At 42.4% G+C, this 13,238-nt stretch carries 10 protein-coding genes; all 10 read right to left on the reverse strand.

Features of this window, described 5'->3' with window-relative positions:
* Positions 1–463: 463 nt before the first annotated feature.
* Positions 464–1,480: an aldo/keto reductase gene (locus tag C5Z26_RS06600; protein ID WP_105449183.1), complete on the reverse strand. Its 1,017-nt coding sequence runs from the start codon at positions 1,478–1,480 to the stop codon at positions 464–466.
* A 256-nt stretch (positions 1,481–1,736) separates the two neighbouring features.
* Positions 1,737–2,792: a WxLIP family cell surface protein gene (locus C5Z26_RS06605; RefSeq protein ID WP_105449184.1), complete on the reverse strand. Its 1,056-nt coding sequence runs from the start codon at positions 2,790–2,792 to the stop codon at positions 1,737–1,739.
* A 63-nt stretch (positions 2,793–2,855) separates the two neighbouring features.
* Positions 2,856–3,443, reverse strand: a complete 588-nt coding sequence (locus C5Z26_RS06610) for a WxL domain-containing protein (protein ID WP_105449185.1) — start codon at positions 3,441–3,443, stop codon at positions 2,856–2,858.
* A complete protein-coding gene (locus C5Z26_RS06615; RefSeq protein ID WP_105449186.1) occupies positions 3,440–3,838 on the reverse strand; it encodes an EF2685/EF0750 family sortase-dependent surface protein in 399 nt (132 codons plus the stop codon). The genes C5Z26_RS06610 and C5Z26_RS06615 overlap by 4 nt, the downstream gene beginning before the upstream one ends.
* A 387-nt stretch (positions 3,839–4,225) precedes the next feature.
* Positions 4,226–4,354 carry a hypothetical protein gene (locus C5Z26_RS12725; RefSeq protein ID WP_255414929.1) on the reverse strand — a complete coding sequence of 43 codons (129 nt, stop codon included), beginning with the start codon at positions 4,352–4,354 and terminating at the stop codon, positions 4,226–4,228.
* 107 nt (positions 4,355–4,461) lie between these two features.
* Positions 4,462–7,590: a LamG-like jellyroll fold domain-containing protein gene (locus C5Z26_RS06620; RefSeq protein WP_105449187.1), complete on the reverse strand. Its 3,129-nt coding sequence runs from the start codon at positions 7,588–7,590 to the stop codon at positions 4,462–4,464.
* A 242-nt stretch (positions 7,591–7,832) separates the two neighbouring features.
* A complete protein-coding gene (locus tag C5Z26_RS06625; protein ID WP_105449188.1) occupies positions 7,833–8,840 on the reverse strand; it encodes an aldo/keto reductase in 1,008 nt (335 codons plus the stop codon).
* A gap of 30 nt (positions 8,841–8,870) precedes the next feature.
* The gene (locus tag C5Z26_RS06630; protein WP_105449189.1) at positions 8,871–9,770 is read right to left on the reverse strand and encodes a MurR/RpiR family transcriptional regulator; all 900 of its coding nucleotides are present in this window, start codon (positions 9,768–9,770) and stop codon (positions 8,871–8,873) included.
* Between the two features lie 83 nt (positions 9,771–9,853).
* Entirely contained in the window at positions 9,854–11,278 is a 1,425-nt protein-coding gene (locus tag C5Z26_RS06635) for a 6-phospho-beta-glucosidase (RefSeq protein ID WP_105449190.1), read from the reverse strand.
* A 12-nt stretch (positions 11,279–11,290) separates the two neighbouring features.
* Positions 11,291–13,144: a beta-glucoside-specific PTS transporter subunit IIABC gene (locus C5Z26_RS06640; protein ID WP_105449191.1), complete on the reverse strand. Its 1,854-nt coding sequence runs from the start codon at positions 13,142–13,144 to the stop codon at positions 11,291–11,293.
* Between the last annotated feature and the right edge of the window lie 94 nt (positions 13,145–13,238).

Genomic DNA, 13,238 nt, shown 5'->3' on the forward strand with positions numbered 1-13,238 from the left:
CATCAATGCACTCAAAAAGCGCCCTTTCATCCTAATCCATCACTAGATTAAGGACGAAAGCGCGCTTTCGGGTTACCACCTTATTTTAAATAACCCTCACGAGTTATTACTCTTCAAGTACTGCCAATTAATGGTCTAAATACTCTAACTCGATAACGGGAGTTCCCGTTAATACTTAACCCGCAGGCTCAGTATTAAAAACGTCATTTAAGACCATCTTCAACTGTCATTCAACGTTATCTTGCACCAAATGATAACTCTCTAATTGATGAACGACCAGTTTACTCATCTTATCGTTGCAATACTTTTCAGTTCGTTAAACTATCTGATATTTATTATTGCGCCTGGATTATTAGAAGTCAAGGGGAAATCTCATTTATTTTTAATTATTCAGATTTAAGCGCCAGCCATCCTGGCTATGTTGAAACCAATTTACAACGCTTCATCTGATATTAGCTTGTTCTCATTCAGCCGACCAATCAATCGCTGGTTGGGCAGCTAAAATGCGATCAATCGTGGCTAATTCAGCCGTAGTAAAGTCCAATTGTTCAAGCGCAGCGACGTTATCAACAACTTGTGCCGGACGACTGGCACCGATTAAGACGCTGGCAATGGTTGGTTGCCGTAAATTCCATGCCAATGCCATTTGAGCTAGGCTTTGACTACGATGGGCCGCGACATGATTCAACTGCTTGATAGTCGCCATGGTCCGGCTGACTTGTGCCGGGTGTAAAAACGGAATGGTTGCTTTGTTTGCCCGTGAATCAGCAGGAATACCGTGTAAATACTTATCTGTTAGTAAGCCTTGGCATAATGAACTAAAGCTAACCGCCCCCTTGTGTTCCGCCGCTAACACTGGCAACAGATCCGTTTCAATACCCCGATTCAACATGTTATACCGCGGTTGTTGAATAATAAAAGGGGTCCGCAATGATTTGAAAATAGTCGCCATTGCTTTAGTTTGGGCACCACTATAATTTGAAATCCCAATATACAATGCTTTCCCTGCCTTAACAAGTTGATCTAACGCCAATGCAGTTTCTTCAATTGGGGTCGCCGGATCGGCACGATGGCTGTAGAAAATATCGAAATAATCTAACCCCGTTCGCTGTAAACTTTGATCAGCACTCGCAATAATACTCTTACGGGACCCCCAATTGCCATATGGTCCCGGCCACATCACATAACCAGCCTTACTGGCAATGACCAATTCATCTCGATAAGCATGCATGTCGTGCGCCATAATGCGACCAAAGTTTTCTTCGGCACTGCCCGGGACCGGTCCATAGTTATTAGCTAAATCATAATAAGTAATTCCTGAATCAAAAGCCTGGTGAATAATCGCTTGCTGATTGGCATAGCTATCAACACTGCCAAAATTGTTCCATAACCCCAACCCAATCGCTGATAACTTTAGCCCACTACTGCCAACCCGATTATAGGTCATCGTTTGATACCGTTGTGCTACTGCTTGATACATATTTTCATCCTCCTCAGTTGAGCCATACGAGTTAATGATATCGCTTTCAAAAGTAAAAAGATATTTTTATTTTAGATTGGTTGCTTGGCAGTTAACTGATTAATTTTAGTTGCAGCTATTATCACTTAGCAACATAGCCGCAACATTGCTTCGCTATACTAACGTTACAGGGTTATGACTATATTTCTAAAAAGGGATTTACATAATTAAAAAATCGTCCATCAGTTAATCCTAACTGATAGACGATTTTTTAATTTTATTCAGATTTATTTTGTTCCTTTAACTGGCGTTCGAGTTCCTTAATTTTACGTTGCTTACGATAAATATACCAGCCAATCAAGAGTAGTAGGATTAAAATTAGTAACCCAATTGCAATCCACAGCACCCAATTAGTTTTATGTTCAATCACTGCTGTTTTATTCAACTTTTTAGCTTGATCACTCGTAATCGTAAAGTTTCGGTCAAACTGCCAATGTTGCTTCTTAGACGTCACTTTGACTTTGGCCGTATATTTACCAGGTTTCAACGCCGTTTTACCCACTTTTAAAGGTAGTTCATAAATCGAACTAGGCGCCATTTGACCATGTTCATTAGTCTGCTTGTAAACAACTTTACTACCGCCACGTTGATAAATCTTGACGTTCGTCTTTAATTGATTCAAAAACGCCGCCGTGTGATTTTCCAAAGCCAACGTGATTTGATTATACCCGTTACTTTGACTTCCTTTAATTGCACCCAAAGTTAGACGGTTCTTCGTTAAGTCCTTTTTACCATGTAAAACGACCGCAATCGTATAAGAATATTGATTTTTAATCGCCATAGCGCTTTTGGTCTGGGCCTTTTCTGTCTTTTTCAAAAAGGTTAATCCACCAACCACAACGCCATCATAAGTTTTTGCCGGCATTTTAACTTTGAAAGTCACAACCTTGGTTTCACCCTTTTTAAGCTTAACTTGTGTCATCTCAGTTGTAACTAATTTCTCAAAATCAGCTGGTAAATCAATGCTTTTATCGGCAATAATCCTTTTATATTCCACCGCTGCATTTAAATTCGTCGTTGCCTTGGCAACTGCGGTATGCACCGTAATCGCCTTATCACTCGTATTTTTAACTTTAACCGCTAAGGTCGTTGTTTTTTTAGGGGCCAGTTGCAAGTCAAAATAAGATAATGACTTGTCAGCTTGCTCACTAGACGTCACTGGTGCGACCTCAAAACCGACCGTATTCGCCGAAATTTTAGTCACCGTTAGGACACCCATTAAAAAGACAATGACTGCCAAACTAATTTTATAGAAACGCTTCGTCAACACCATTTCCTCCCTTTATGTTGGAAAATCGGCATTGCTAAAGGTGCCTACTATTCCATCCTGATCTTTCTAGCTGTTGCTAGGCGTATCACTCAATTGCCAAGTTAACGTTGTTGAATAAGCTTCGGCAACCCGTGCGGTTGAAGCAGGCACGGCTAAGGTTGATTTCGTTAAATCAGCAACTGAAGTCCCATTACCTTTACCAGCTGCGGCTGTCATCAATGACGTCGTTGTCCCACCAGGAGTTAAAGCAACCTTTGCATTCACCGTAGCGTCAGCGTCAGTTGAAGAATTAGTCGTGTCCAACGCCCCTACCAATGTAATTTCGGCACCAGTCAAGGTCTTATTAGTCATCTTGCTAATAAATTGAGTGTCTTGTGCAACTGACAAATCCCAACCAGCTGCCGTCCCACGTTGGTCTTGAACCGAAACTTGGGCACTAGTATTCGTATTAGTATATGGTGTGGCGTCATCTGCACCAATCTCATGACTCCCAAAATTTAAATTAGACGAAACACCATTATCAATCGTAATTGTGCCACCTGTAAAAGCAACATCCCCAGTTGAGCTTTGGGTATTATCTTCGGCATTAGCAGTCACTGCCATGCCGGCAAGTAATGAAATTGAAAGCATTAGTCCTAAAAGTGTTTTTTTCATAAGTTGGTTCCCCTTTTTCTTTTTTTATAGATAGTTCCTAAACCTAGTAGCAATAACACACCTAAAATGATCAACCAAATTCCTAATTGCTCACCGGTTTGCGGTAACCAACCATGAATTCCAGTTGGTTGAGTGGCCGTTACCTTAGTTGTTTTTGTTTTTTTAGCTACTGTTGCTTGCTTGGTGATGGCTTTATTTGGGGTCTTAGTCGAGGCATCACCGTCATCTTCAACTTGAATTTTATCATCAGTAGTCGTCGAACTTGATCCCTTATTGGCCCCATAAAACTGGACAGTCGCTTGACTATCTGTAGTGTTAGCGGATACAGCTGGTTGCCAACTTAAAATCGCTAAAGTACTTATACTAAGCACGATTACCATTAATTTCCTCATCATCGGCGCTCAATCCCTCTACCCATTTTTCTTCTGAAGATATCAGCTTAGATGAAAGTGCTTTGATCAGACACCTCCAAGTTGTTTGTCACCGTCTTATATAATCAATATACCTAACCATATCACTATCATCAAACAAACACACTTATTTTAATTAATTTTATTATCAATATCTAAAGCCATTCTTATATACGAATATAGCAGTACCAAGGCATTAAGATTAACCCTATTAATTTCACTAAAATTCAAATAAGTAAATAATTATATTAGACAGATTTAATTATTGATAATTATTTTGGTAAAACCCCATTCAAGGGTGCTCGACTAACTATCCTGCCGTACAGCGCTAACTGATACTTTGACCTGCAACTCTTTTCCGGTACTCGCCCACTAATCAGTAACGTTAACTTGGGCCGATTGAGTCGCATTCATTTCAATCGTCGCATCAGCAGGTCTATTAATTTCAATTAATTGTTGATTGCTATTTTGATAATACCGGGCGCTACTAAATATTGTCACTATAATTAATCAAACGCAAAAAAGCACTAATGAACTGACCAAAAGTTCAGTTCATTAGCACTTTTACAATTAAATTAACTTAAAACTAATACTAATTAATGGAGTATTTAATGTTGCCGCCGCCACCAAGCTAACCAGCCAAGACTGATTGCTAATAAGGCACCACCCACAATCGCTAACGTTGATTGTACTTGTTCACTAGTCTGTGGTAACCAACCATGATTATTTTTTGACGAATGTGACTTAGTCGGGGTATTAGACTTTTCGGAGCTATCATTGATTTTCTTATCATCGTCTCCTGGAATTTCAAGTTGACCATTACTGCCACTAGATTTGGTTCCACCATCACCTGCGCCTGAATGGCCTGGTACTTGACCGTTACTGCTTGAACTAGAAGTGCTCGACAAACTGCCTGCTTGACTGCTACTTGAACTAGTTGAGTGCGACGAACTGCCTGCTGAACTGCTACTTGAACTGGTTAGGTACGATGAACTGCCTGCTTGACTGCTACTTGAACTAGAAGCACTTGACGCCTGACCAGCACTAAAACTAGCGGCACTCGAAGAACTACTTGATGCTTGACTACTACTTGAACTAGATGCATTTGACGAACTACCGGCACCCGGCTTAGTTACGCCAGCACCTTGGTCTTGGTCACCAGTTATAACCGGATTATTTACTAGGTCGACTAAGATTTCTTCACCCTTAGCCGTTCCTAACATCGCTTGCTTAACAGCCATCGGTTGACTGCTCTTCGTTTTAGCCGGCATCAAGCTGATGGTTGCAATGTCCGACGTTGGCTGTTGATCAAAGCTTAAAACTAGCTTCAACTGATTATTTTCAATCGTTTGGCTCACAATGGTCGTCCCGGCAGCAACTTTAACCTTATCAACCGTTTGACCCGCCAGATCAATCCGCATTTCAGCCGCTCGAATGTCATGTTTTTGGCCTTGTTGGTCTAAACTTAAGGTCACCTTTTTTGTCGTTTGCGCTAACTTGATTGCTTCTACGGCACGTTTCTTTTTGGCTAAAGCCGTTTGGTCTAAGAATGCTGACTTATCAAAAACTTCGCCCAACATTTGACTAGGCTGCGGAACTTGTAAGGCATTTAAAATCAATGGGCTAATATCAGCATTACTGCCACCCTTTAGACGTCGACCACTATCAATAGTTTCACCGCCTAAAGCTAAGAAAATATTTCGATTTGGATTAGTCTCATCTTGACCATGATTACGACCAACACCACCATGATCCGCATTCGCTATTACTAAGGTATCGTGTTGATGACCCGTGGCAGTTAATTTATCCATTACCTTTTTGAATAAGCCATCATATTGCGCATACTGTTGCCAGTAATTATCGTTATACCAGCCTTTACTATGTCCTTGACCGTCCATATAATCACTTTGCATATAAACTAAAGACGTATTCGCAAATTCTGGTTTACCAATATAATCAGCAACATCATCAAAGGATTTTAATTTTTCAGAGGGTTGCGTCATCACGGCAGCATCCGGTTCCGTAATCCCATTTAAGATTGGTCGCCACTCAGCAAAGGCTGCTAAACCCTGGGTCGGATTATGTTGTTGTAACACTTTAAAGATTGATGGAAATTGGGCAACTGGTTGATTGAAGTCGGCAAAGTATTCTTTTCCCGCTGATGAATTAGTTGCTTGATACCCCTTAGGTAACGTTCCCCAAGCACGACCATGTAACATGGAAACATAATTTTGAGCTGAAATGGTTGGCACGACTGCTTGGGCATCAGTACTCATTGCAAATTGTTTATTGAATAAATCTAAAGTATACGTATTTTTACGTTTGGCTAAAATGGTTGGATCAGTCGTCCACACGGGACGGTCAGCATCCGATTTTGCATAGTACATCCCTTGTGGATTCCACGGATTACCACCACCATCCGTTGTCAAAACAATGACATGCTTATATGGTTTGATTTCACTTTGCTTGGCAACGGCTGCTTGTTGGTCTTTCGGCGCTAATGCGACGTCACCGACCCCAATCACACCGTCACCGTTATAATCTTGGCTAGCTTTAGCTTGAATCGTGATGGGTTGATCGGCATTTAACTTCATTGTGGCATCCGTACTGGTTAACTTCATCGTTGTCGTGCCACTGGCCTTAGCCTTAAAATTAAGATGCGCTAAACGGGTTGCCCCATATTGTCGAAAATCATCCGTTGCTAATTTCGCAGTGGTTGTGATACGAACTTGTCCAGGCGCAAGCTTAGTGACCGTTGTCTGCGCACCAGCCAAAGTTTGATTTGCATCGACAAATTCAAACTTGGCTGCATCATAATTCACATCGACTGTCACAGCATCCGCATCACCCGCAACTGCTGCACGCGCATGCACATTCAAGCCATAAGTATGCCCATTAACCACTGATTTAGCACCGACCAGCTTCGATTCAACCACTTGTTGCGTTGCAACTTCGGTTTCTTTTTTATCAGTCTGCGCCGTTTGATTCAACTGACTAACTTCACTATCAGATAAACTGCGATCATATAATCGCGCAGTTTTAATTGCGCCGGTCATCGGCATTTGGACCCGTTGGTTAGTCCCACTGTCGCCACCCAACACAAAGTTATTCACTTGCGTCCCTTGGGCAAACTTTAATTCTCCAGGTGCTGCCTTTTGGGCAACCAGTTGACCATCTAGATACAACTTGACCACTTGTTGGGCCTTATCATATACCCCAACTGCATGCACCCAGTGACCTTGACGAAATGGCGCTTGCGGTGTTTTGTAGCTACCGCCAACATGCGCAAAGAAAGTCACTTGGCCGTTTTCAACGCCAAGCCCTAGGCCACCACTTTCCTGATTTGAAAAAATATCGTGCTCACCAGTCGTACTCCCATCGTATTTAAAATAAGCCTCAATTGCCATCCCATTAGCTAATTGCGCATATCGGTCTGGTGTAAATGGCATTAAGAAACCGGATTGTCCATCAAATTGAGCAACGGGACCCGTCATGGTCGCATCGAGACCTAACTTAGGTTGACCACTGGTTAAGAAAGCAAGTTGGGGCTGAGCCAAGTCGCGCGGTAATGATTGTGAAAAGTCAGCGTCCATCACCCGATGCTGGGTTAATCCAGCTGGGTTAGTTGTGAGCTGCGTCGTCGGTACGACATGCGTTGTCGCCGCAATCACCGGGGTTAACGTCGTCGTTAAAATGGCGGAACAGGTTAAGGCAGTTATCAGGACACGGGGCTTCATAAAATTTATCACTCCACTTAAATTTATAGTTTAATACGTTTGCTTTAAAGATAAGTTTAGTGAAACAATGTAAAGAGTAAGCCCAGAATTATGTAAAAATCATGTATAACTTTCATATAGCTCTCAAAGAGCAGCTGAAACTAAAAAATAGTTACTTCAAGACGTGACAAAATTCTTGAAGTAACTATTTAGTATCGAAAATCAGCTGGTTTCGCTTAACCCCCAACTAACTTAATTTAATCTTAACGTACAAAATCAGTATCCGTATCAGTCAACGCCCCAACTAACTTATGTGGCAGGTATGGTGCTTGTAAGTAGGCCACATCCGCCGCACTAAGGTGTAAGTCCAAGGCTGCGACTGCACTTTCTAAATGTGATACCTTGGTTGCACCAATAATAGGCGCAACGACTTCGGGCTTTTGTAACAACCAAGCTAAGGCCACTTGAACCCGGGGAACGCCGTATTTATCAGCGACTTCACCGACCCGATCCACGATTGCCCGGTCTTGTGTTTCGGTACTATCATACTTGGAACGAGCGACTTGATCGGTTTCAAAACGCTTCGTGGTTGCCGTCCAATCCCGGGTTAACCGGCCAGACGCCAACGGACTATAGGGGGTAACCGCAATCTTTTGATCACGACAGAATGGTAACATCTCCCGTTCTTCTTCTCGATACAATAAGTTCAGATGATCTTGCATCGAGACAAATTGCGTCCAACCATGCGCGGCCGCCACCGCTTGGGCCTGCTCAAATTGCCAAGCAAACATCGCTGATGCCCCAATATAACGGGCCTTACCGGATTTGACTACATCATTTAAAGCGGCCATCGTTTCTTCAATTGGCGTCTGATAATCCCAGCGATGCACAATGTACAAGTCCACATAATCCATGTTGAGTCGCTTCAAACTCTGGTCAATCTGTGACATGATTGCTTTGCGGGATAACCCCGTCGCATTGGGCCGGTTTTCAGCTGCAAAGAACACCTTCGTTGCTACGACGACTTCATCACGGTTCGCATACTTATTCAAAGCTTGGCCTAAATAAGTTTCGCTATCACCATGCGAGTACACATTCGCTGTATCAAAAAAATTAATCCCTAAATCGAGCGCTGACTTGACGACTTTAGCACTGGCATCCGCATCAATTGCCCATGGGAACATTGCGTTGCCGGGCTGACCAAAGCCCATCGTGCCTACACATAACCGTGAAACATCTAGGCCAGTATGACCTAACTTTACATATTCCATACAAGTAGCTTCCTTTCAAATTATGCCGTTCTAATCTGAGGGTGTTTCCAAAATGTCTTGAAAGCTAGCCTGGCGACCACTTTCTAGTGACCGTGAATGGTCAATCTTACTAGCCCGATTTTGACTGTAATTTAATGAAAACACCTTGGCAAATAAACTATTTAGCAAAAATAAAATAGATTCTTCGGTTGCAAAATTCGTGATTTTTGAATACAACTTTTCTTTACTTGAAATATTTAACGTCACCGTCGCATAGTCCCGCAAATAATTATCGCCACCACTTGTTAACGCAATAATCGGCACATCATGCGGTAACAAAATTTTTAGATTACTCGTAGGACTCACCGCTGGATTGTTGCCTGAATAGGAAATAACTAAGGCGCAATCATGCGGATTCATTGTATTGGCAATCAAACCACCCTCATCAGTCGGTGCCACCCGCGTTGATTTACCAATTGAAATCAAATTACGTTTGAAAGTTTCACCATAATAAGTATTCGGACTTGTCCCGAATATGACCACATTCTGCGCCTGAAAAATAAGCTGTGCCGCTTGATCTAAAACATCAGGTTGTAATAAATTAACTGTTGATTTTAGACTTTCAAGTCGTAGTTGCGCTAACCGTTCAATAATCTCTAAAGTGCTAGCTTCAGCATCAAATGGAAAGTTCGGATCAACATCGCCATAGGTATTATGGTCATAGTTAGCCACTTCGTGTTCAAACGCATACATGAATTCTCGCCAGCCAGAATACCCTAAGGATTGCGCAAATCTAACAAGCGTCGGCTTTGATGTAAACGTTTCCATTGCAATTGCCTGCATCGATTGTGCTTTAATCGATTGGCGGTGCCGCAATAAGTAATCACCAATTGTTTGGCGTGAATCATTTTTTTGATGGGTCACTTCTTCAATCTTTTGATAAAGATACACTCCATTTACCTCCACTAACAGCCGTTATTATCAATTTAATTATACTGCTGGTAGTAGTCTGCCTCAATTATCATGTCTAGCGACTATAGCACTTCGCCATTCGATTCAATCACTTTTTGATACCAGTAAAAGGATTGTTTTTTAGTCCGCTTAAACGTCCCATGACCGTCGTCATCACGATCCACATAAATAAAGCCGTAACGTTTACTCATTTGACCAGTACTAGCCGCAATCAAATCAATACAGCCCCAAGTGGTATAGCCTAGTAAATCAACACCATCAATGGTGACCGCATCTTTAAAAGCCTGAATGTGCTGCCGCAAATAATCAATCCGATAGTCATCATTAATTTGACCGGTTTCAGTGGGGTGATCAACAGCGCCCAAACCATTTTCAACAATAAATAACGGTTTTTGGTAACGATCATATAATTGGTTTAATGAATTACGCAGGCCTAAGGGATCAATTTGCCAGCCCCACTTAGTTGATGGCAAATTAGGATTTTTAATGGTCCCATAGATATTGCCCGTCGTTTGGGCATAATCTTCATCGTGAGCACTAACCGTGCGTGATGAATAATATGAAAATGATACGAAATCAACGGTGCCGGCAGCTAAAGTGGCTTGATCGGCCGGCGCCATCTTAATGACTAGGTGCTCACGTTCAAACTTCTTAAGGGCATAGTTCGGATACTTGCCGCGGGCCTGGACATCAATAAAGAAGTAGCCTTCACGGTCACGGTTTAAAGCTTCTTGATAGTCTTCTGGGCGACACGTATAGGGATAGTTATTGCCACCCGCTAGCATACAACCAACCATATTCTGCGCATCAATTTGATGCGCTAATTGGGTCACTTTGGCACTGGCCACTAATTGATGATGGGCAGCTTGATACTTGCCTTGTACCTGATTATCACCTGGTTTAAAAATGATGCCACCGCCAACAAAGGGTTGATGTAATAAAATATTAATCTCGTTGAAAGTTAACCAGTATTTAACCATGCCTTGATAACGACGCATTACTACCGCCGCATAGTGTGTGAAGTAAGTAATCATCCGGCGGTCACGCCAATCAATTCCCCGTTTAATTAAGGCCAATGGGATATCAAAATGGGCCAAAGTCACTAAGGGTTCAATATGATAGTGTCGTAATTCCTTGAAAATTCGGTCATAGAAAGCTAGACCAGCTTCATTAGGCGTGTCATCGTCACCATTTGGAAAAATACGCGTCCAAGAAATCGACATGCGATAAACTTTGAATCCCATTTCAGCAAATAATTTGATATCTTCATGATAATGATGATACATATCAATCGCCTGTCGTGCTGGATAACGGGATGCCGCCTTGGTCGTCAACATGGCGAGCTGACCAGCTCCAACGGCTGCCCGATCAGGTCCATACGGTAACATATCAATATTCGCTAGTTGGCGACCATCGGCCAAAGCACCGCCTTCAACTTGATTAGCCGCCGTCGCGCCGCCCCACAAAAAATCTTTTCGTAATGTCATTATTTTCCTCCTCTAAACCGTCACTGACAAAACTGCACCGGTTGGTGGTGTCGTTGGCGACTGAATCATAGCCACTGATGAATACTGGGCAGTGTTCGTAATCACAACGGGAACTTGGGTATCGTATTTAGCCGCTTTAATCTTATCTAAATCGAATTTCAGCAGTAGTTGACCCTGTTTGACTGCTTGACCATCTTCGACTAACGCTTCAAAATAACGCCCCTTCAAATTGACGGTATCTAAACCAATATGAATCAAAACTTCAATGCCATCTGCAGACACTAACCCAATCGCATGTTTAGTTGGGAAAATCGTTAACACTTTGCCGTCAAATGGCGCTTTGACTTCACCTTTAGTCGGCTGAATCGCAAATCCCTTCCCCAACGCTTCCGAAGCAAATGCTTCATCATGAACCGCACTCAATGGGATAATCCGCCCCGGAACGGGACTAATCAATGCGCCATTATGCATCACTGGTTGTTCAGCAATACTTGGTTCTTTTTCATATTTGAAGCTTAAAATATAAGTTAAGACACCACTCACAACGAAGGAAATCACTAACGCAATAATAATATTCCAAAAGAACTGCATCGTATTGTTGCCAATATATAAAAGCACTGCTGGTAATCCTGACGATCCGGTCGCAAATCGATGGGTATGGGTTAACCCCGCGAACAAGCCACCGGCACCGCCACCAATCATGGCGGCAACTAACGGGTATTTTTTAGGTAAATTAACTCCATATAATGTTGGTTCAGTAATGCCCATGTAGGCGGTAATTGAACCAGAGGTGGCTAATTGTTGCATCTTCTTATCTTTAGTCCGCCATGCGACCACTGCTGAAGCTGTCGCTTGCGCAATATTTGAACACAAGCAACCGGGACCAAAGATACTATCATAACCGGTTTGTGCCATCTGCATGACCCCTAATGGTGCCACCCCGTTGTGTAACCCAAACATCACCATAATTGGTAAGAAACCACCGATTAGGACTGCCGGTAACCAACTAATATTGACACTTAAGTAATTAAAGAAAGTCGCTAAGTAACCACCTAAAATACTACCGAGTGGGCCCAAGACGGAAAAGGCCAGCGTTCCCATAATTAAAAACGTTAACATTGGGACAAAGACTAGCTCTACGGCTTTAGGAATCAACCGCGTGAGCCATTTTTCAACATAAGACTGTACAAAAATAATTAATAGAATCGGAATAACAGAAGACGCATAGCTGGTTAACGTCAATGGAATAACCCCAAACAAATGAACCGCATGACCGGCTGTCACCAGACTATTCCAATCTGGATGCATCATAATTGCAGCGACTGCGAGGGCCAAAACCGGATTGCACTTTAACTTCTGCGCTTCCGTTACTGCTAAAATCATCGGCAAAAAATAGAAGACCCCATCAGCAAACATATTTAATAAGTAGTAAGTCTGTGACTTAGTCGTAATCACTTGAAAGACAATCAACAAGGCTAATAAGGCTTTAACCATCCCAGCACCTGATAATGCCGGAATAACGGGCTGAAAAGTACCCGCAACGAACTCAATCAAGGTATTAAAAAAGCCCTTTTTCTCGCTGGTGGTCGGCTGGTCAGTGATTGCGGTGGCGCTAAGATTTAGTTGCTTGGCAACTTCTTCAAAAACATCGGCAACCGATGTGCCAATCACAACCTGATGAACCCCGGCATTAAAAATATATTTGGCAACACCATCCAATTGTTCAATCGCTGCTTGGTTAACTAGGCTCCCATCAGCTAATTTAAATCTTAATCTGGTCTGACAATGATAGGCATCGGTAATATTAGCTTTACCACCTAAATTCTCAATAACATCATGAGCTAATTGTTCATATTTCTGACTCATGTCGACGACCCCTTTCATCTTCGCTTAAACTCAGTTGTTCTTTCTATGCTTTCAAGTTACCACCCGGAAAAAGCGCTTTCAACGTTTCTTAGCG

The organism is Lactobacillus sp. CBA3606 (assembly GCF_002970935.1).
Lineage (GTDB): Bacteria > Bacillota > Bacilli > Lactobacillales > Lactobacillaceae > Lactiplantibacillus.

Bases quoted from the DNA above. Each gene is read 5' to 3' on its own strand.
- C5Z26_RS06600 (WP_105449183.1), bottom strand. From the start codon at position 1,480: ATGTATCAAGCAGTAGCACAACGGTATCAAACGATGACCTATAATCGG.
- C5Z26_RS06605 (WP_105449184.1), bottom strand. From the start codon at position 2,792: ATGGTGTTGACGAAGCGTTTCTATAAAATTAGTTTGGCAGTCATTGTC.
- C5Z26_RS06610 (WP_105449185.1), bottom strand. From the start codon at position 3,443: ATGAAAAAAACACTTTTAGGACTAATGCTTTCAATTTCATTACTTGCC.
- C5Z26_RS06615 (WP_105449186.1), bottom strand. From the start codon at position 3,838: ATGATGAGGAAATTAATGGTAATCGTGCTTAGTATAAGTACTTTAGCG.
- C5Z26_RS06620 (WP_105449187.1), bottom strand. From the start codon at position 7,590: ATGAAGCCCCGTGTCCTGATAACTGCCTTAACCTGTTCCGCCATTTTA.
- C5Z26_RS06625 (WP_105449188.1), bottom strand. From the start codon at position 8,840: ATGGAATATGTAAAGTTAGGTCATACTGGCCTAGATGTTTCACGGTTA.
- C5Z26_RS06635 (WP_105449190.1), bottom strand. From the start codon at position 11,278: ATGACATTACGAAAAGATTTTTTGTGGGGCGGCGCGACGGCGGCTAAT.
- C5Z26_RS06640 (WP_105449191.1), bottom strand. From the start codon at position 13,144: ATGAGTCAGAAATATGAACAATTAGCTCATGATGTTATTGAGAATTTA.